The sequence below is a fragment of the Lysobacter soli genome, from assembly GCF_003382285.1.
GTDB classification, from domain to species: domain Bacteria; phylum Pseudomonadota; class Gammaproteobacteria; order Xanthomonadales; family Xanthomonadaceae; genus Lysobacter_J; species Lysobacter_J soli.
Genome location: NZ_QTJR01000008.1, coordinates 25957 through 46153 on the forward strand (window position 1 = coordinate 25957; position 20197 = coordinate 46153).

Here is a 20197-nt window from a genome sequence, read left to right on the forward strand (position 1 = left end):
CCGAGCTCCAAGCTCGGCGCGTCGAGCAAAACGCTCCACGTTCCCGAGCTCCAGTCTCGGCGGGCCGGGCAGAAGGCTCCGGAACATGGACCGTTCCACCCACGGCACTGGCCGCGAGGCGGCCGTGGCACGACATTGTCGGAAGCGACATTGGAGATTCCCCATGAACAGCACCGACTTCGCCCACATCGGCCGCACCCTGCGCGGCATGCCCGCCTCCGATGGCGCCGGCGTGCGCCTGACGCGCGTGATCGGCACGCCGCAGCTGGAGATGCTCGATCCCTTCCTGATGCTGGACGAGTTCGGCACCGACCAGCCCGAGGATTACCTCGCCGGCTTCCCGGAGCATCCGCATCGCGGCTTCGAGACCGTCACGTACATGCTCGACGGCCGCATGCGCCACAAGGACAACCACGGCAACGAAGGCGTGCTCGTCCCCGGCAGCGTGCAGTGGATGACCGCCGGCCGTGGCCTGGTGCATTCGGAAATGCCCGAGCAGCAGGAGGGCCGCATGCGCGGTTTCCAGCTGTGGGTGAACCTGCCCGCGGCGGAGAAGATGAGCCAGCCGCAGTACCAGGAATTCGCGCCCGACCGCATCCCGCAGTTGCAGCCCGCTGACGGCGTGCGCGTGAAGGTGATCGCCGGACGCGTCGGCGACGTGGCCGGGCCCATCCGCCAGCCGGCGACCGATCCGGTGTACCTGGACATCGAACTCGCGCCGAACACGACCTGGGACTACGACCTGCCCGAAGGCCACAACGCCTTCGCGTATGCGTTCGAAGGCGGCGGTGCCATCGGCGAAGGCGCGCAATCGCGCGCGATCGCTTCGCAGGAAATCGCGGTGCTCGTCGGCGGCCGCACCGTGCGCCTGACGGCGGGCGAGGGCGGGCTTCGCGTGATCCTCGTCGCGGGCCGGCCGCTGCGCGAACCTGTCGCGCGTTACGGCCCGTTCGTGATGAACACGAAGGAGCAGATCATGCAGGCCTTCGTCGATTTCCAGGAGGGACGCTTCTGATGGCCGTTCGCGAACACCGTTACCGCATCACCGTCGAACACCTCGCCACCCCGCGCGAGGACCAGCCGCTGCGCGGCACGCTGAGCTTCGAGGATGGCAACCACGACGACCTGTTCCGAATCGTCGAACTGCAACGCGCCAGCGGCCGCTTCGGCAACGATGACGAAGCGGCGGCGTTCGCCATCGGCCTGAAATTGCTGAGCGAAGCGGTGCTGCGCAATCGCGACGATCCGCTGCTGCAGCAGCTGAAGGCGCCGATCGGCGATTTCATCAAGCAGTTGAAGGCGCAAGGCGCCGCGCGTTCGAATCCCGACGCGTGAGTCGCGATATCGGCGCACAAAAAAGGCCACGCTCGCGCGTGGCCTTTTCGTTTCGACGAGGGCGCGTGCGATCAGCGCTGCGTGCCGGTGACGTCCGGGCCGTACTGGCCGAGCCAGCGGTAGATCACGCCGCCGAGCAGGCCGCCTGCGATCGGCGCGACCCAGAACAGCCACAGCTGCGACATCGCGACAGGACCTGCGAACAGCGCCACGCCCGTCGAGCGCGCCGGGTTCACCGAGGTATTGGTCACCGGGATGCTGATCAGGTGGATCAGCGTGAGCGCCAAGCCGATCGCGATCGGCGCGAAGCCCACCGGCGCGCGCACGTGCGTGGCGCCGAGGATCACCACCAGGAACATCGCGGTCATCACGATTTCCGTCAGGAACGCCGCGTTGATGCTGTAGCCGCCCGGCGAATGCGAACCGTAGCCGTTGCTGGCGAAGGCGCCGGCCGCGTTCGGATCGATCGCGAAGCCCGGCGTGCCGCGGGCGATGTGGAACAGGATGAAGCCGGCGAAGATGCCGCCCAGCACCTGGGCGATGATGTAGGGCACCAGTTCGCGCGCCGGGAAGCGGCCGCCGGCCCACAGGCCGAAACTCACCGCCGGATTGAAATGACCACCGGAAATGTGGCCCAGCGCATACGCGCCGGTGAGCACCGTGAGGCCGAACGCCAGCGAGACGCCGAGCAGGCCGATGCCGAGGGGATTGCCGTCACCGCCGAAATTGGCTGCCAGTACCGCACTGCCGCAGCCACCAAGGACCAACCAGAACGTGCCGATGAATTCGGCCGCAAGCTTCCTGATCATGTTGCACTTCTCCTGCCCAGGGATTGAGGGAAACCGTGCTGCGCTGCGTTTTCGCAGGCAAAACGGGCTCGGATCTTAGGAGCGGCAGGAGCGACGGTAACTGCGAAAGAAGCTGATTGCACGCGCAAGCCGATTGACGGCGCTCCGCCCGGCATCGCGGGCGGATGAGCCGTCCGGCTCGCCCGGAGACGTCAGTTGCTGGTCAGGCGCGTGGCGGGAAAGCGCATCGACTGCGCCTGGTTCAAGGTCGGGGCCAGGTCCGGCACCGATGCCTGCAACCAGATGTGCGCGACGCGACCGTCGGGCAGCTGCACGAGCGTCTCGCGGACCTGCATGTCCGGCTTGGTCGCCAGTTCGCCCTTGTACCAGTACACGCTCTGCCCATCGATCACCGCTTCTTCGGCGCGGTTGCCGCGCTTGGGCTCGAAGTTCGCCTTGCGCGAGATGTACAGGCCGAACGCTTCGGAGCCGTCCGCACGCAACGCGCGGCAGAAGTCCGAACCGCCAGTGGCCTTGTATTCCCACGTCAGCCCCGAATTCGCCGGAAGCTGCGGGCAGCTGACTCCATTCTGCGATTCCTGCGCGTATGCACCGCCGAAGCTACCGGCGAGCACGAGCAGGGCCGACATACGCCATGCCGTCGTCTTCACGACAAACCCCCTGTTGATCGTTACACCCCATGCAACGAAACAGCCCGTGGCGGACTGCTGTGTGACCGCCGAAACGTGACGGATCGGCCGGTCTGGATCGAACATAGTCCAGAAAACGGCACTTGACAAATAACCAGACTTAATAGGCGGATGCTCGGGCTTATGAGTCGCCCGAGGCCCCGTTTCCGGGGCCGGAACGGCCGGAAACGGCCGATTTCACGGGCTTCCGGGCGGTCCAGGTGGTTTCCCGCGAAACCATTTGCGCGGCCGAAGGCCCCGGACGATCAGGCCCAGGCTTCCACCGCCGGCAGCGGTGTCTCCTGTGCGGCATCCATATCCGCGGCGGTCAGTTCCGACAAATGCAGCAGCAGTTCGGCCAGCGTCGCCACGTCGCGATCGTTATGCGCGAGCACGCGCCGCAGGTTGAGCGCCGAGCCGCCACGCAGGTACGACAGCCATGCGGCGGGCGCTTCGGAGCCGGGCAGATCGTCCTCGCGGACGACGTTCAACGCGCGACGTTCGATCGTCGCGAGCCGGCAGTTTTCCCAGCGGCCGCGATAGCGGCGCCGCGTCGGATACAGCAGGTCGACATGCGACAGCTCGGCCAGTGGCGTGCCCATGCGGTTCAGCCGGAAACGCGTGGCGAGCAGCGGCGCGTCGTAGCACTTGCCGTTGTAGCTGACCAGCGTCGTGTCCGGACGCAGCCACTGCCGGAAGACGTCGAGCATCGCTGCTTCGCCGGACATCGCCGTGATCAGCAGCTGCCGCACGCGCAGCGCGCCCTCGAACCAGTCGGCGGCGCCGATCATGAAGGCGCGCGTGCCGCTGCCGCCGGCCAGGCCCGTGGTTTCGGTGTCGAAGAACATCAGGTTCTGTGCATCGAGCGCATCACGCCGATCGAACCGTCCGTCTATCCACGTCTGCGGCGGCGCGAACGGCAGTCGCGCTTCGACCAGACGCAGGCCCGGTGCGATCTCCACGCCCGGTACGTGGCGGTCGTTCGATGCGATGCGCGCCACCGGTTCCGGCGCGCGACGTCGCAGATGGCGGCGCAGGTCGTCGATGCTCGGCGTTCGCGCCGGCTCGACCTGCTTCGTGGGAGCCGCTGCGCCCGCCTGCCGCTTGAGTTGTTGAAGACGCGCGAGGGTCAGACTCATGCCGGTGCCAGCGCCTTCAGCACGCGCAGCGCGAGCGCGCGCGGCGCGATGCTCGCGTCTTCGTCCATCGCGAGCACCGGCCCCACGCACGCCGGGCAACCGGCCTTGCAGTCGCAACGTTCGACCAGTTCGACCGCGCGCTGCACGAGTTCGCGCTGGCGAAAATGCAGCGGTTCGCTCAGGCCCACGCCGCCGGGGTAGTTGTCGTAGAGGTACACGGTGGGCACGAAACGCTCGCCGTCTTCCAGCGTGGCCGCATCGTCGCCCGCCCCGCGCAGCTGCCCACGGCCGCGCCCGTCGGCGCTGGCGAACCACGCGCCGTTGCCGTCGCCGACGGCCTTCTGCAGATCGACGCCTTCGGCCATCACCGCGAGCTTGGCGACGACATGCAGCGCATATCCGGCGCCGAGGAAACCGTCGAGCGCTTCCTGCCTCGATGCGAATTCCGACTCCAGCACGGCCGGCGGAAGCTGCCACCACACGCTCGTCGTATGCAGCTCCTGGTCGGGCAGCGTGACCGGGCCGTAGCCGATGTTCTCGTGCGTGTAGTAGCGGATCTTCTTGTAGCCGGCGACGCGCCGCACCACGTGCACCTCGCCGTGGTGGCAGGTGCCGCGACCGGCGGGCGAACCGTCGAAACGTTCGAGCACCTTCAGCTTGGTGTAGTCGATCGCGTCGGTGTAGTAGTCCACGTGCGTGCGCGTGACGAACGCCTTGCGGCCGTCCCAGTCGAGCTTTTCGACCTGGTAGGGCGTGGCCTGCACCATGTAGATCGCGCCTTCGTACAGCGTGAGCGGCGCGGAGGAGAAATCGACTTCGGCGATGATCGTCTGCCGGCCTTCGGTGCGATCGACCACGACGAAATTGCCGTCGGCGACCGAACGCAGGCTCACCGCGTTGGCGGGGTAGCTGTCGGCGATCCACTCCCAGCGATCGTTCTCGTTGTGGACCACGCCATCTTCGGAAAGCAGTTGCAAATACACCTGCGGATCGACCGGTCCGAACAGCTCGCGCGCCTGGAACGGCAGCTCGAACGCCGCGCAGCGGATGTGGTCCAGCAGGATCACCGGCTGGTCGGCGTGGATGCGCGCGTGTTCGGGCGAGGCACTGGCGAAGAACTCCGGATGCCGGATGACGTACTGGTCCAGCGGATCGGAACTGGCGACCAGCACGCCGACCGACGCCTGCTTTCGCCGGCCCGCGCGGCCGAAGCGCTGCCACGTCGCGGCGATCGATCCGGGATAGCCGTTGAGCACCACTGCATCGAGCGCGCCGATGTCCACGCCCAGCTCCAGCGCGGAAGTCGAGACGATGCCGTCGATGGTGCCGGCGCGCATGGCGCGTTCGGTCTCGCGGCGTTCGGTCGGCAGATAGCCGCCGCGGTAGCTGCGGATGCGCGCGGGCTTGCGCGGATCGTTGTCGAAGACGTCCTTGAGGTACTTGGTCAGCACTTCCACCATCAATCGCGACTGCGCGAACACAAGCGTCTTCAACCCGGCCTTGATGGTCAGGCGCGCGATGAGGTTGCTCTGCGACCGCGCAGAGGCGCGCAGGCCGAGGTCGGGATTGACCACCGGCGGGTTCCACAGCAGCACATGCTTGTCGCCGCTGGGCGCGCCGGATTCGGTGACGGCGGTGACGTCGCGCTCGGTCAGCGCTTCGGCGTGCGCCTTCGGATTGCCGATCGTCGCCGAGCACAGGATGAACTGCGGCTTCGAACCATAGAACGCGCAGATGCGCTGCAGGCGGCGGATCACGTTCGCCACGTGCGAACCGAACACGCCGCGGTAGCTGTGTACTTCATCGATCACCACATAGCGCAGGTTCTCGAAGAACTGCGCCCATTTGGTGTGGTGCGGCAGGATGCCCTGGTGGAGCATGTCCGGATTGCTCACCACGATGTCGCCGTGCAGGCGGATCGCCTGCCGCGCATCGCCCGGCGTGTCGCCGTCGAAGGTGAAGGTGCGCACGCCGAGATTGCCGGCGGCGTTGAGTTCGAGCAGTTCGGCGACCTGGTCCTGCGCGAGGGCTTTGGTCGGGAACAGGAACAACGCCTTCGAACGCTGCGTCGATGCGGCGGCCAGCACGGGCAGCAGGTAGCACAGGCTCTTGCCCGACGCGGTGGCGGTGGCGATCACCACGTCCTCGCCGCGCCGCACCGCGTGCCACGCCTCGGCCTGGTGCGAATAGAGGCGGTCGATCCCGCGCGCGCCCAGCGCCTGCACCACGCCGGCGGGAACGTCGTCCGGCATAGGCACGCTCCGCTCGGGCCGGCCGGGCACCGTGTGCACGCCGGTAATGCGCGAGAGGTACTTGTTCTCCAGCCGCTGCGCGAGCGCGCGCCCGTCGGCGGCGGGCCGCGGTCGTGCGACCTCGGGAAAGACGGAGAGGTCGGACGGACTGCGCGCCGGCTGGCTCATGCGGATTCGATTCGCGGAAGGGCAGGGCGTTGTAGGGCGCGCGGGTCTCAGGGAGTGAGACTGCGTGATTCGGTGTTGGAGTTCGCGCGTGCGCATCCGAAGCCGTCATCCCTGCGAAGGCCGGGACCCAGGCCCGCAACGTTCGGGCATTGCGGCACCGGAAAACCTGCCGCGCTAAGCTCTCGCGCGTCCCGGCGTGGTCGCCGGTCCTTCCACCCTCGGAGCACCCCCATGACCCGCACGTCCCTTTCCCTCACGGTTTCCCTGCTACTCGCCGGCGCGATGCTCGGCGGCTGCGCGAAGCCCGCATCCGAAGAGCAGGCCGCCGCGCCGGCGACTCCGGCCGCAACGCCGGCTGCGCCGGCGCCTGCACCCGCGCCGCAGGAAAGCGCCGACATCTTCCGCTTCAAGGTCGGGGCGCTCGATGCGGTCGCGCTGCTCGACGGCACCATCGACACGCCCAACGACGGCAAGACCTTCGGCGTCGGCCAGAAGACCGAGGACGTTGCCGCGCTGCTCACCGCAAACGGCCAGCCGACCGACGTGCTGCACCTGAGCATCCAGCCGCTGCTGGTGCGCGACGGCGACCGCACGCTGCTGTTCGACACCGGCGCCGGCGACGTGAGCTGGGCGAAGGCCGGCAAGCTGCAGGCGTCGCTGAAGGCGGCGGGCGTCGAGCCGGCGCAGGTCACGGACATCTTCATCTCGCACGGCCATCCCGACCACGTCGGCGGCCTGCTGGCGAAGGACGGCACGCTCGCGTTCCCCAACGCCGCCGTGCACCTGTCGGCGCCGGAGTGGGCGGCGATCCAGAAGAACCCCGACGCGGCCAAGCTCGTCGCGGCGATCGGCCCGAAGGTCGCGACCTTCGAACCCGGCGCGACCGTGCTGCCGGGCGTCACCGCCGTCGCGCTGCCGGGCCACACTCCGGGCCACAGCGCGTACGAGATCGCGTCGGGCGGGGAGCGCCTGCTCTACATCGGCGACGCCGCGCATCACTCCATCGTGTCGGTGCAGCGCCCGGACTGGACCATCGGCTACGACACCGACGCGCCGACCGCCCAGGCCGCACGCCGCGCGCTGCTCAAGCGCGCCGCCGACGGCAACCTGCGCGTGTACGCGGTGCACTTCCCGTTCCCGGGCCTCGGCCACGTGAAGGCGCAGGGCGATGCGTACGTGTGGGTGCCGGAGGGGTGAGTCGCTGCTTTAACCCTCAGCTTCAGCTCGAAAGCGCAAAGCGGAATGGATTCCAGCTTTCGCTGGAGTGACGAAGGTGCAAGCCCCTCTCCCATCGGCGACCGAAGGGAGTGCAGGGCTGAGAGGGGTTGGGGTGAGGGGCAACGGAGTGGTCGCGGTGACCGATGAGTGCCGCACAGTGCTGCGCTCTTGCTTCGCTCGTCGAAACGCGAAGCCCAAATGGATTCCAGCTTCGCTGGAATGACGAGATTGGAAGCCCCTCTCCCAACGGGAGAGGGGTTGGGGTGAGGGGCAACGGAGTGGTTGCGGTGACCGACGAGTGCCGCACAGTGCTGCGTGGTTGCTTCGCTCGTCGAAATTGCGAAGCCCAAAAATGGATTCCAGCGTTCGCTGGAATGACGGTGAGGTTGGTCGGCGGCGTCGGAGTTGCCCAGGTGCTACGAGCCTGGTTCCCGGCTTTCGCCGGGATGACGATGCTCAGGGGCGCGCGCCCGGATCTGGCGTCCGCCCCGGCCATCGCCAGATCCCCCGCCGCGCCGTTCCATGATTCCCCAGCTGATACACGCCCACCGCCACCGGCGCGAACGCGAACGCCGTGAAAGGCGCCACTTCCAGCTCCCGCAGGAACGCCGCACGCGCATGGCCGAGCGTCAGGTGTGGCGCGTAGTTCGCACCGCTGTGGTCCGGGACGAAGCGCTCGACATAGCGGAGCGTCGAGTCGCGGATCGGTGAACCATCGTCGTTTCGTACGAACGCCTCCGCCGTCCCGCCCGCGATGGCCAGCGCCTGAGCCGTGGCGAGGCAATCGTCGGCCAGCGCCTGCAACGCCGGTGACGGGGCGATGCGCCACGACGCGCTGCCCGTGTCGCCATCGACGCGCACCTGCACGCCGGTGACGTCCAGCGACAGCGCGAGCGGGTTCTGCGTTTCGGCGACGCTCGCAATCCCCGCCAGCAGCGCATCCAGATCGTGTTCGTAGACGTAACGCTGCACCAGCGTGACGTGCGGAAGGTGCGTGGCGTCGAATGCGAAACCGGCCGGATGATCCGCGCGCAACGCCGCGTTGAGTTCGCGTGCGCGGGCCTGCGTGACGGGGTCGGGTTCGAGCAGGACGTCGATGGCGATGGGGTGGCTCATCGGGGCGCTCCCGGAGGGAAGGTGCGGCCTGCGTCTCAAGAATGAACAGGCCCGGCCGATAGAATGCCCGACAAACCGCGATGCGATGCGGCCTGCGGGCCGGAGCGCGCCGCCTTCATCCACGGCATGGAAGCCACACGCGCGACGAAACCGCGCCGGACGACGCGATTCCATGACCGCAACCCGCCGCCGACTCTCGCCGCTGCGCGTGTTCCTCGCCGCCACGGTGATCCTGATGGCGCTTGGCCTGTACGTGGTCGCCAACGCGATCCAGTTCGCGTCCGACTATCGCTCGGTCACGCACACCTACACCGTGCTCCAGCACCTGGACCGGATCGAGTCGCTCAAGCACCAGGCCGTGGCCGAATCGCGCGGCTACCTGCTCGCCGGGCGTGCCGAGAACCGCGACAGCTTCTGGCGCATCGGCGGCGCATTGCAGCGCGAGGCGGACCTGCTCGCCGAACAGGTCAGCGACAACCCCGAGCAGCTCGGACGCGCACTGGAGCTGCGGCGTTCCCTCGACGCGCGCCTGCGCCTGAGCGAACAGGCGATGCAGTCCTGGCGTCGCGGCGTCGACGCGCCGGTCGATGCGCCGCTGCTGGCAGCGATCCGCAACGGCGATCGCGACATCGCCACCCGGCTCGACAAGCTGCGGGCCGCCGAGAATGCACTGCTGTCCACGCGATCCAGGCGCGCGGAGCGCTCGGCCTGGCTGACGCTGCTGGCCGCGGGCATCGGCATTCCGCTGAGCCTGCTGCTGATCGGCCATGCGCAGCGGCTGCTCGCGCGCGAGAACCGCGTGCGTCAGCAGGCCGAGGCCGCGGCGTCGGAATCCAACGCCGAACTCAACGCGACCGTGCAGCAACTCGCGCGGCTGTCCGACAGCATGGCCGCGCTGAGCCAGTATTCGGGGATGTTGCAAGGGGCGTCTGACGCGCAGGAACTCTACGAAATCACCGCCTCGACGTTCCGCCAGCTGCTGCCGGGAATGGGCGGCCTGCTGTACGTCATCCGTGCTTCGCGCGACCACGCCGAACTCGTCGCGCAATGGGGCAGCCCGGTGGCGCCGAACGATCCGGCGCCGGCGCTGCAGGCATGCTGGTCGGTGCGCAAGCACGCGCCGTTCGCGATGGAAGACCTGCGCCACGGCCTGCGGTGCTCGCACATCGGCCGGCCGCATGGCGCCGAAGACGTGCACGGCCTCTGCGTGCCGCTGAGCGCGCATGGCGAAGTGGTGGGCTGGCTGTCGCTGCAGGGCGAGGGCGCTCGCGGCCGCATTCCCGACGAATCGCTGGCGATCCGCCTGTGCGAGCAGCTGTCGCTCGCGCTCGCCAACGTGCGCCTGCGCGAAAGCCTGCGCCACCAGGCGGTACGCGATCCGCTCACCGGACTGTTCAATCGTCGTTACCTGGAGGAATCGCTGGCGCGCGAGATCGCCCGCTGCCAACGACGCGAACAGCCGCTCGCGGTGCTGATGCTCGACATCGACCACTTCAAGGCCTTCAACGACCGCCACGGTCACGCAATGGGCGACGCGGCGCTGTCGGCCTTCGCGCGCATGCTGAAGACGCGCTGCCGTCCGGAAGACATCGCCTGCCGCTACGGCGGCGAGGAATTCACGCTGATCCTGCCGGAAAGCGACTTGGCGACCGCGCTCGAACGCGCCGAGGACATCCGCGCCGGCGCGGCCATGCTGCGCATCGGCGAATCCGACGGCGCGATGCTGCGCATCACGGTGTCGATCGGCGTCGCGTTGATGCCGGAACACGGCGATGTCGGCCTGGAACTCATGCGCGCGGGCGATCGCGCGCTGTATCGCGCCAAGCACGAGGGACGCGATCGCGTGGCGGTAGCGGCGGGACGCGTGGTCGAAGGGGCTGCGGTGCTGGAGCTGGATCGAATGGTGTGATGCGGGGCTTCATGACGCATTCGTCGTGATGCGTCGTGTGCGTTGCGTGGTGACGCGTTGATTACCATCGCCTTGTATTCAGCTGTCTCTGGTCTATTCACCGTCATCCCGGCGAAAGCCGGGACCCAGGCTCGCAGATTTCGGGCACTCCCATAGCGGTCAACGACCTCACCGTCATTCCAGCGAACGCTGGAATCCATTCTGTTTGAGTGGTTGGCAGCTGTCGGAAGCAACTGCGCAGCGCTGCACCGGAATCGCAGTTCGCCGGTGGTGCTTCGTTACCCCTCACCCCAACCCCTCTCCCGGTGGGAGAGGGGCTTCCAAGGCGTCATCCCGGCGAAAACCGGGATCCATGCCCGTAGGCTGCGGGCACTCCATGGTCGTCAACAAAGTCACCGTCATCCAGCGACAGCTGGAATTCATCTGCTTGCGTGTTTCGCAGCCATCGGAAGCAACCGCGCAGCGCTGTTCCGCAATCGCAATTCGCCCGTGACACTTCGTTACCCCTCACCCCAACCCCTCTCCCGATGGGAGAGGGGCTTTACACCATCATTCCAGCGAATGCTGGATCCATTCTGCTTTACGCACTTACGGAGAACTCTTCGCCGATCGCATTTCCTTGTCGTGTCCGGCCTTCATCTCGGCTGCGGTCAGGTTGCCGTCGCCGTTGGTGTCCATCTTCGTGAACATCTGCGCCGAGCCGGCGTCGTGTTCGGCGGCCGAAATCGCACCGTCACCGTCGGTGTCGAGCTTCTTGATCTTGTCGGCCGACGACATCTTCATCTTGTCGCCACTTTTCCCGCCCATCTTCGCGGCGTGATGGGCGTCCATCTCGGCGGCGGTGACCTTGCCGTCGCTGTTGGCGTCCATCTGCGTGAACATCGTCTTCGCGCCTGCGGCGTGCTCGGCGGAGCTGACCATGCCGTCGCCGTCGGTGTCCATCAGCTTGGCCTTGTCGTCGCCGGCCATCACCGCGGCGGGTGCGAGCAGCAGTACGCCCAGCCACAGGCCCATGCGCATGTCGGATCGAGTACCTGTTTTCATCGTGCCCTCCCAGGCGAGTTCGTCAGGTACGCGGCAGGGTGCGCGCGCATTCGTTCGACACGCGTCAAATCGGCGCGAAAATCCGCTGCCAGCGTTGGGCTAGGTGAATGCGGGCGGTGCCCGGTTTACGCCACGCAACTCTTTACCGCGTCCGGAAAACCGTGCGCTTGGCGCCGGACACATCGGCGGCGGAATGCGGCCGGCGTCGGGCCGTCCCGGTGGCACGGCTCTTGCGGTCTTCCTTCCATGGAGGCCGCCCCCGGGCACCTTGTCGCGGCGACGCAGTTCCTGCGTCTCCGGCCCGCCGGCGCGGCCTCCTTCTTCCACCTTTCGTGATCGGCGCCGCATCCGGGCGGCGCCACGCTGCCGGCAGGACGGGCACACTGCGCCTCTGGCACTGTGCCTCCATCCCGATCACGAGGTTGTCGAACGATGCGCCGAACCCTGGTAACCGCCGTCGCGCTGGCCCTTGCCGGCCTCAGCGCCGTTTCGACGGCGGCCCCCGCCGCTCCCGCCGCTCCGACCAGCCGCCCCGTCACGACGACGCAGCTGCCGCGCAACGTAGTGCCAACGCATTACGACGTGGCGATCACGCCCGACATCGCGAAGCTGACCCTCGCGGGCAAGGCGACGATCACGCTGCAGGTGCTCGAGCCCACGCCGAGCATCACGCTGAACGCGCTCGACATGGCCTTCGCTTCGGCCACGCTGACGCCGGCGAAGGGCAAGGCGCTCACGCCGAAGATCGCCGTCGACAACGAGGCGCAGACAGCGACCTTCACCTTCGACAAGCCGCTCGCGCCGGGCCAGTACCGCCTGGCCTTGGATTACACCGGCAAGATCGGCACGCAGGCCAACGGCCTGTTCGCCATCGACTACGACACGGCAGCAGGCAACAAGCGCGCGCTGTTCACGCAGTTCGAGAACTCCGACGCGCGCCGCATGATCCCGTCGTGGGACGAGCCCGCGCACAAGGCGACCTTCACGCTGCAAGCCACGGTGCCGACTGGCCTGATGGCGGTGAGCAACATGCCGGCGTCCTCCGCGAAGGATCTCGGCAACGGCACCACGCGCGTGGACTTCGCGCCCTCGCCGAAGATGTCGACGTACCTGCTGTTCCTGTCGGTCGGCGATTTCGAACGCGCGACCACGCAGGCCGACGGCGTGGAAATCGGCGTCGTCACGCAGCGCGGCGCGATCGACCAGGCGCGCTTCGCGCTGGATTCCTCGGCCGACGTCCTGCGCGAATACAACGACTACTTCGGCACGCCGTATCCGTTGCCCAAGCTGGACAACGTGGCATCGCCGGGCGCGAGCCAGTTCTTCAGCGCGATGGAAAACTGGGGCGCGATCTTCACCTTCGAGCACACGCTGCTGCTGGATCCGAGCATTTCCACGCAGTCGGACAAGCAGCGCGTATTCGCCGTCGCCGCGCACGAGATCGCGCACCAGTGGTTCGGCGATCTGGTGACGATGAGCTGGTGGGACGACCTGTGGCTCAACGAAGGCTTCGCGACGTGGATGGCGTCGCGCACCACGCAGAAGCTGCATCCGGAATGGAACACGCAACTGGAAGCGATCGGCTCGCGCGAGTCGGCGATGACGCTGGACTCGGTCGAATCCACGCATCCGGTCGTGCAGCACGTGGAAACGGTCGAGCAGGCGAGCCAGGCGTTCGATTCGATCACCTACCAGAAGGGCAGCGCGGTGATCCGCATGCTCGAAGGCTATGTCGGCGGCGATGCGTGGCGCACGGGCGTGCGCAGCTACATGAAGGCGCACGCGTACGGAAACACGGTGTCGGACGACCTGTGGCGCGAGATCCAGTCCGCCGCCGGCAAGCCGGTCCTCGACATCGCGCACGATTTCACGCTGCAGCCGGGCATCCCGATGTTGCGCGTCGCCGCGGGCAAGTGCACCGATGGCAAGACGACGCTGACGCTCACGCAGGACGAGTTCACGCGCGACCGCCCCGGCAAGACGCCGCTGCGCTGGCGCGTGCCGGTGATCGCGCAGGCCGGCGGTGAACCGGCCCGCACGGTGGTCGAAGGCGGACAGGGCACGCTCGACGTGCCTGGCTGCGGTCCCGTCGTCGTCAACGCGGGCCAGAGCGGCTATTACCGCACGCTGTACGCGCCCGCGCAGTTCGCGGGCCTTCGTTCGAACTTCGCCAAGCTCGATGCGATCGACCAGCTCGGCGTGATGAACGACGTCTGGGCGCTCGGCATGGCGGGGCTGCAATCCTCGTCGGATTACCTCGATCTCGTGAAGGCGACGCCGCGCGATGCGGACCCGCAGATCTGGGGCGACATCGCGGGTTCGCTGCAAAGCCTGGACGCGTACTACCGCGGTGACGCACAACGCCAGGCGAAGTTCCGCGCGTTCGCCATCGCGCAGCTGTCGCCGGTGTTCGCCCGCGTGGGCTGGGACGCGAAGCCGGGCGAAGCCGATCCGGTGAAGGTGCTGCGCACGGACCTGATCGAAGCGCTCGGCGCACTGGGCGATCGCGACGTGATCGGGGAGTCGCGTCGTCGCTACGCGGCGCAGGATTCCGGTGCATTGCCGGGCGAACTTCGCCGCAGCGTGCTCGGCGTCGTGGCGCGGCACGCCGATGCCGCCACGTGGGATCGCCTGCACGCCGCCGCGAAGTCGGAGAAGACGCCGCTGGTGAAGGACGATCTGTACATGCTGCTGTCGTCCGCGCAGGACGCCGCGCTTGCGCAACGCGCGCTGGAACTCGCGCTCACCGACGAGCCCGGTGCGACCAACAGCGCCGGCATGATCCGCACTGTCGCCGGCCTGCATCCGGACCTCGCGTTCGATTTCGCCGTGGCGCATCGCGAGCAGGTGGACGCGAAGGTCGATTCGACGTCGCGCTCGCGCTACTACCCGCGCCTTGCGAACAACTCGCTGGATCCGGCGATGGTCGGCAAGTTGAAGGCGTACGCCGATAAGTACGTCGCGACGGGCTCGCGCCGCGCGACGGAGAACGCGATGGCGAACATCACCTATCGCGTCGGCGTTCGGAAGGAACGCCTGCCGGCGATCGATGCGTGGTTGGCGAAGCATAAGGGCTGACCGCTTCTGCCCCTCTCCCATCGGGAGAGGGGTTGGGGTGAGGGGCAACGAAGCGATTGTGATGAAGGGCCGCCGCGGTTCAGTGCCCGGCCTACGCCGGGATGACGGCGCAAGAGAGACGTCGGGACTGCACTCGACCCTCAAAGACGCTCAATGCGGCCGGGCCCGCTCCACCATCGACTCCACCGCTTCGATGATCCGCTCGGACGTGTACGGCTTGCGCACCAGTTCGCAATCGCGGAAGTCCCGCGGGATCGTGTCCTTCGAGTACGCCGAAGCGAACGCAAACGGCACGCCGGATTCGCGAAGGCGGTTCGCGAGCGGATACACCGCTTCGCCCTGCAGGTTGATGTCGAGCAGCGCGACGTCCACGTGTTCGTGGTCGGCGATATCGAGTGCATCGGACAGCCGCGCGGCGCCGAGGACGTGGTAGCCCGCGTCGGTGAGCAGGTCTTCCAGCGCCATCGCCAGGTACGCTTCGTCTTCGACCATCAGCACGTTGGGTTTCATGAACACGCCCGTCATCGCATGCCAGCGCGCATGGTGCGGCATCGGTTCGTAACGGGAGTGTCATGATTCCGTGTCGCCGCAACCTCCGCCGGCACACGGTTCAGCGCGAACTCACGCGATCGCGTCGCGCGCGCCCCGTTCAACCAGAACATCGTCGACGATCCGCGACAGCTGGCCATGGTCGATCGGCTTGCGCAGCACGGTCCGCAGCATGTTCGCCGGCAGCGACGGCTCGCGGATGCGATCGGCCAGCCCCGTGTACAGCAGCACCGGGAGATGCGGCGCGATCGGCTCCAGCGCCTGTGCGAGCTGGATGCCGGTCATGGTCGGCATCGCGTGATCGGTGATCACCAGGCGGTACTGCGCTGGCGACTCGCGAACGCGCGCCAACGCCAGTTCCGGCGTCGAGACGAAATGCGCTTCCAGGCCCCAGTTCGACAGCAGTTCGCACATGAACTCGCCGACGCTGTGCTCGTCGTCCACAACCAGCACGCGCCCTTCGCGACGCGCGACGCCGAGGCGATCGGAACGGCGTCGTGACGGCGTCGTCCGCGCCGCATCCGCACACGCGGGCAACAGCACACGGAACGACGTGCCGCGTCCGGGTTCCGTATCGACGAGCAGGTGCCCGCCGTGTTCATGGACGATGCCGTGCACCGTCGCCAGGCCCATGCCGGCACCTTTTCCCGGTGGTTTCGTCGAGAAGAACGGATCGAACATGCGCTCCAGCACAGCGGCCTCGATGCCCGGCCCGGTATCGCCGACACTCAGTTCGACGAACTCGCCGTCCACCGGCTGCCGGCACGCGGCGCACTGCATCGCCTCCACGCGCGCGTCGCGAAGCGCGAGTCGGAGCCGACCTTCGCCCTGCATCGCATCGCACGCGTTCACGCAGAGGTTCAGCAACACCTGCCCGAGCTGCACCGGGTCGAACTGCACGGCGCATGCGCCCGATTGAACGTCCTGTTCGACCTCGATGCCTTGGGCCAAGGTCGGGCTGAGCACCGCTAGGTTCTGCTCGATGCAGGTCGCGACGTCGATCGCCTGCGCCTGTCCCTTCTGCCCGCGGCTGAACATCAGCATCTGCTGGATGAGGTCGCGCGCGCGCTCGCAGGATTGCAGAGCCTGGTCGAGATAGCCGGACAGTCGCGCGTCCTCGCCGTTGTCGCTGCGCTCGTGCGCCAGCGCAACGTAGCCCATGATGCTGGCGAGCAGGTTGTTGAAATCGTGCGCGATGCCGCCGGTCAGGTGGCCCAGCGCTTCCATCTTCTTCGCCTGCAGCAACTGCGCTTCCAGTCGCCGGCGGCGCTGCTCGGCCTCGGTGCGCTCGGTGATGTCCCGCAGATAGCCGATGAACACCTTTCCGGAGGGACTGTCGTCCACGCCCACGGCGAGCTCGGCGGGAAATTCCGCGCCATTGGCCCGCATCGCCGTGACCTCGAGGCGCTTCTTCAGGACCGGGCCGGGGCCGCCTTCTAGGTACAGCTTCAGGCCGAACTGATGACGCTCGCGGAAGCGTTCGGGAATGATGGTGTCGGCGAGCGAGCGGCCGAGCGCGTCCTTCTCGCGGATGCCGAAACAGGCTTCCGCCGCGGGATTGAACTTCACGATCATGCCGCGCTCGTCCATCGCGATGATGCAGTCCAGCGCCGCATTCACCGTCGCGCGCAGGTGCTCGGCATTGCGCTGCGCGACGTCCTCGGCGCGCTGGCGTTCGATCTCCGCCGCCGCGCGCACGGCGAAGATCTTCATCACCGATTCGATGAACTCCGGCTGCTCCAGCGGGCGTCGCGAGACGATGGAGATGATGCCTAGCGGACGTCCCTGCGCATCGCTGAGCGGATAGCCGGCATAGCTCTCCGCGCCCATCTCGATGAAGTCGTCGTCCAGCGGGAATAGCGAGCCGAGCCCGGCCGGATACATGCGGAAGCCGTGTCCCACCACGGTGTCGCAGGCGGTGTTCGCGATGGGGTAATCGTAGTTCTCGCGCGGCTTGTCGTCGGCGACGAAGGCGAGGATGCGCATCATCGTCGGTTCGTCCTCGCGGATCTGCGCGATGAACGCGACGTCGACGTCGAGGATCGCCGAGAGGTAACGCGACAGTTCCACGAACAGGTCGCGGCCGTACGCGCCCGACACCGCGAGCGCCGAACTGGTGAGCGCGGTTTCCACCTGCTTGCGCCGCGTGATGTCGGTGGCGATGCCGCACACCGCGTACGGCACCTGGTCGATGTCGAGCAACGGGAACTTCGCCGACAGGAACGTGCGGTGTTCGCCGGCGAACACGCCGCTTTCCTCGAACTCCATCGCGCGCGCTTCGAGCAGCACGAGCATGTCGTTGCGGCGCAGCGCCGCGGCCATTTCGGGCGGAAAGATGTCGCGGTCGTTGTGGCCGAGCAGCGCGTCGGCATTGCGGCCGGTCAGGCGTTCGAACTCGTGATTGACGAACAGGTAGCGGCCCGCGCGATCCTTCGCGAACACGGCCGCGGAAGTGTTGTCGAGCACCTGCTGCAACCGCAGCTCGCTTTCGCGAAGCGCGCGTTCGCGTTCGTCGAGCTGCACCGGCGTGGGGGCGCCGTCGTTCATGGCCAGGCCCGTGGTGTGCGTGGTGCGAGTATAGGAGCGGGGTTCGGGCTGCGGAGGCGGTGTTACAGGGTTGAAACAAAAAGGTGTTCGCCGCGCCCTGCTCTAAGCCCCTCTCCCTCCGGGAGAGGGGTTGGGGTGAGGGTCGGCGGAGTGATTACGGGGCAGGTTGTCGTGGTCTGCTTTGTGTTGAAAGCAAGAATCTAGCCTTGCGCCGCATCGTCGTTCGAGCGATACGGCTTCGTTGCCCCTCACCCCAACCCCTCTCAGCTCTGCACTCCCTTCGGTCGCCGATGGGAGAGGGGCTCAACCCAGCGGGATAGGAGTGGGGTAGGGAGCTACGGCACGAACATATAGCCGACGCCACGCACCGTCCGTATCGCCCGCGGGTTGTCCGGATCTACTTCCACCTTCCGCCGCAGACGCGCGATTCGGATGTCGATGGAGCGATCGAACGGCTCCCACTCGCGGTTCTTCGTCAGCGTGAGGATCGCATCGCGCGACAGCGCCTTGCCCGCGTGCTCGTGCAGCACGCGCAGCAGGTCGAATTCCATGTGCGTGACCATCACCTCGCTGCCGTCGCTGTCGTACAGCTGGTGCGAGTCGAGATCGAGCGTGCAGCGCCCGAACGGCACGCGCCGCGCGTTTTGAGGCGCCGATGCAGCGGTGGCATCGGGACGCGCCTGGATGCGGCGAAGCACGCTCTTCACGCGGGCCAGCAGTTCGCGCGGGTCGAAGGGTTTGGCGACGTAATCATCGGCGCCGATCTCCAGCCCCACGATCCGATCGATCACGTCGCCCGAGCCGGTGACCATGATGATGCCCACGTCGTAGCGTTCGCGAAGAAAGCGCGCCAGCGTCAGGCCGTCCTCGCCGGGCAGGCGGATGTCGAGCAGCACGAGGTCCGGCGCCTCGCGTTCGAGTTCGCGTCGCATGCCGGCGCCGTCGCCCGCCTGCAACGCGCGGAAACCGTGGGTCGCGAGTGCTTCCAGCAGCATCTCGCGCGTGGGCTGGTCGTCGTCGACCACCAGGACACAGGGCGTGTGGGCCATCGCGTTACCTGCCGTCGCCAAGGGGATTCGGGCGGGCATCCTGCCGCATTGCGGGCGCAGTATCCGCCCCTGTTACCAACGGTTACAAATCCATCGACACGGGACATCGGACCGTTACCGGCCGTCCGTAGATTGGCCCCATGCCGGAAACGCGCCGGCGAAGAGAGGCCGAAATGACCCGTTGCCCGCTCGAACTGGACACGATGTACCTGAATCGGCAGGTTCGTGCGACGTACGAACGTGTCGCACGCGCCCCGGCCAGCGGATTCCACTTCCACACCGGTGCCGATTACGCCGTCCGCCAGCTGCGTTACGACGCCGCCGAGCTCGCCGCGCTGCCGGTGGCCTGCACCGAGCGCTTCTCGGGCGTGGGCAACCCGCTGCGCATCGGCACGATTCCTGCCGGGGCGGTGGTGCTGGACCACGCGTGCGGCGCCGGAATGGACCTGCTGCTCGCCGCGAAGGCCGCCGGCCCCGACGGCCGCGCGATCGGCGTCGACCTCACGCCCGGCATGCGCGCCAGCGCGCTGCGTGCGGCGGCGCAGTCGGGATTGCTGGATCGCATCCGCGTCTTCGAGGGCACGTTCGAGGATCTGCCGATGGACGACGCCAGCGTCGACGTCGCGATCTCCAACGGCGTGCTGAACCTGGCGCCCGACAAACCGCGCGTGCTGTGCGAGATCGCACGCGTCCTGAAGCCCGGCGGCCGGCTGTTCCTGGCCGACGTGGTGCTCGATCGCGAACTCGCCGCCGGCGTGCGCAGCAATGCGGACCTGTGGGCGTCGTGCATCGGCGGCGCGGTGACGGAAAGCTTGCTGATGGAGCTGCTACGCGACTGCGGACTGAGCGACGCGCAGGTGACCGAACGCTTCGAATGCTTCGCCGGCACCGACATCGACCGCAAGTTCCACACGCACCTGCACGCGTACGGCGTCAACGTGCTCGCGCACAAGCGCTGACGCGACACCCTTTCGATTCGGCCGGTTCCCCCGCCGGCCATTCGCGCCACAGGCGCACAACGGAGGCTCGTCATGTTCAAGAAATACGTGATCGAACGGAACATCCAGGGCATCGGCGCCCAGCCGATGGAAGCGCTGTGCGGCGTCGCGCTGCAGTCCAACAACGTGCTGGATGAACTCGGCACCGACATCCAGTGGCTGCATTCCTACGTCACCGCCGACAAGACCTACTGCGTGTACATGGCGCGCGACGAAGCGCTGATCCACGAACACGCCAAGCGGTCCGGCTTTCCGGCGAACTCGGTCGCCGAAGTGAAGGCCGTGCTGGATCCCACCATGGCGCCTGCGTAACGCCGG

15 protein-coding genes and 1 pseudogene are annotated in these 20197 nt (G+C 67.5%); 7 read left to right on the forward strand and 9 right to left on the reverse strand.

The genetic code is table 11. The annotated features are described in order from the left end of the window. The first annotated feature begins 163 nt into the window (after positions 1 to 163). Positions 164 to 1015 (forward strand): pirin family protein, encoded by an 852-nt coding sequence (locus DX912_RS12535; RefSeq protein ID WP_115842875.1) that lies wholly within the window; start codon positions 164 to 166, stop codon positions 1013 to 1015. Next, complete coding sequence (locus DX912_RS12540) at positions 1015 to 1335, forward strand: DUF3861 domain-containing protein (RefSeq protein ID WP_115842876.1); 321 nt, start codon at positions 1015 to 1017, stop codon at positions 1333 to 1335. Before DX912_RS12535 ends, DX912_RS12540 begins: the two co-directional genes overlap by 1 nt. 71 nt (positions 1336 to 1406) lie before the next feature. Here DX912_RS12540 and aqpZ read toward each other — a convergent pair whose 3' ends face one another. The 4 genes and pseudogenes from aqpZ to DX912_RS12560 all read right to left on the reverse strand — a co-directional run bounded on the left by aqpZ (position 1407) and on the right by DX912_RS12560 (position 6371). Beyond that, positions 1407 to 2144 carry an aquaporin Z gene (gene aqpZ, locus DX912_RS12545; RefSeq protein WP_115842877.1) on the reverse strand — a complete coding sequence of 246 codons (738 nt, stop codon included), beginning with the start codon at positions 2142 to 2144 and terminating at the stop codon, positions 1407 to 1409. 191 nt (positions 2145 to 2335) lie between these two features. Further along, complete coding sequence (locus tag DX912_RS12550; protein ID WP_115842878.1) at positions 2336 to 2773, reverse strand: hypothetical protein; 438 nt, start codon at positions 2771 to 2773, stop codon at positions 2336 to 2338. A 305-nt stretch (positions 2774 to 3078) separates the two neighbouring features. Next, positions 3079 to 3765: pseudogene (locus tag DX912_RS12555) on the reverse strand (ribonuclease H-like domain-containing protein); the annotation flags it as partial. Positions 3766 to 3947: 182 nt separating this feature from the next. After that, entirely contained in the window at positions 3948 to 6371 is a 2424-nt protein-coding gene (locus DX912_RS12560) for a DEAD/DEAH box helicase (protein ID WP_115842880.1), read from the reverse strand. Positions 6372 to 6602: 231 nt separating this feature from the next. Here DX912_RS12560 and DX912_RS12565 point away from each other — a divergent pair, with 231 nt between their 5' ends. Then, complete coding sequence (locus tag DX912_RS12565) at positions 6603 to 7568, forward strand: MBL fold metallo-hydrolase (protein ID WP_115842881.1); 966 nt, start codon at positions 6603 to 6605, stop codon at positions 7566 to 7568. A 477-nt stretch (positions 7569 to 8045) separates the two neighbouring features. On the opposite strand, the gene DX912_RS12570 is transcribed toward DX912_RS12565, so the two are convergent. Next, positions 8046 to 8705 carry a 2'-5' RNA ligase family protein gene (locus tag DX912_RS12570; RefSeq protein ID WP_181902824.1) on the reverse strand — a complete coding sequence of 220 codons (660 nt, stop codon included), beginning with the start codon at positions 8703 to 8705 and terminating at the stop codon, positions 8046 to 8048. Positions 8706 to 8877: 172 nt separating this feature from the next. On the opposite strand from DX912_RS12570, the gene DX912_RS12575 reads away from it, so the two are divergent. Further along, a complete protein-coding gene (locus DX912_RS12575; protein WP_181902825.1) occupies positions 8878 to 10614 on the forward strand; it encodes a sensor domain-containing diguanylate cyclase in 1737 nt (578 codons plus the stop codon). A 588-nt stretch (positions 10615 to 11202) separates the two neighbouring features. On the opposite strand, the gene DX912_RS12580 is transcribed toward DX912_RS12575, so the two are convergent. After that, positions 11203 to 11658 carry an EF-hand domain-containing protein gene (locus tag DX912_RS12580; protein ID WP_115842883.1) on the reverse strand — a complete coding sequence of 152 codons (456 nt, stop codon included), beginning with the start codon at positions 11656 to 11658 and terminating at the stop codon, positions 11203 to 11205. Positions 11659 to 12090: 432 nt separating this feature from the next. On the opposite strand from DX912_RS12580, the gene DX912_RS12585 reads away from it, so the two are divergent. Further along, positions 12091 to 14736, forward strand: a complete 2646-nt coding sequence (locus DX912_RS12585) for a M1 family metallopeptidase (protein ID WP_115842884.1) — start codon at positions 12091 to 12093, stop codon at positions 14734 to 14736. 150 nt (positions 14737 to 14886) lie between these two features. Here DX912_RS12585 and DX912_RS12590 read toward each other — a convergent pair whose 3' ends face one another. The 3 genes from DX912_RS12590 to DX912_RS12600 all read right to left on the reverse strand — a co-directional run bounded on the left by DX912_RS12590 (position 14887) and on the right by DX912_RS12600 (position 18881). Then, the gene (locus DX912_RS12590) at positions 14887 to 15288 is read right to left on the reverse strand and encodes a response regulator (protein WP_115842885.1); all 402 of its coding nucleotides are present in this window, start codon (positions 15286 to 15288) and stop codon (positions 14887 to 14889) included. Between the two features lie 69 nt (positions 15289 to 15357). After that, on the reverse strand, positions 15358 to 17832 hold the full coding sequence (locus DX912_RS12595; protein ID WP_115842886.1) for a PAS domain-containing hybrid sensor histidine kinase/response regulator: 2475 nt from the start codon (positions 17830 to 17832) through the stop codon (positions 15358 to 15360). Between the two features lie 335 nt (positions 17833 to 18167). Beyond that, on the reverse strand, positions 18168 to 18881 hold the full coding sequence (locus DX912_RS12600) for a response regulator (protein WP_115842887.1): 714 nt from the start codon (positions 18879 to 18881) through the stop codon (positions 18168 to 18170). Between the two features lie 173 nt (positions 18882 to 19054). Here DX912_RS12600 and DX912_RS12605 point away from each other — a divergent pair, with 173 nt between their 5' ends. Both DX912_RS12605 and DX912_RS12610 read left to right on the forward strand, forming a co-directional pair. Further along, entirely contained in the window at positions 19055 to 19840 is a 786-nt protein-coding gene (locus DX912_RS12605; protein ID WP_115842888.1) for a methyltransferase domain-containing protein, read from the forward strand. Between the two features lie 72 nt (positions 19841 to 19912). Then, positions 19913 to 20191: a DUF4242 domain-containing protein gene (locus tag DX912_RS12610; protein WP_115842889.1), complete on the forward strand. Its 279-nt coding sequence runs from the start codon at positions 19913 to 19915 to the stop codon at positions 20189 to 20191. The last annotated feature ends 6 nt before the right edge of the window (positions 20192 to 20197 follow it).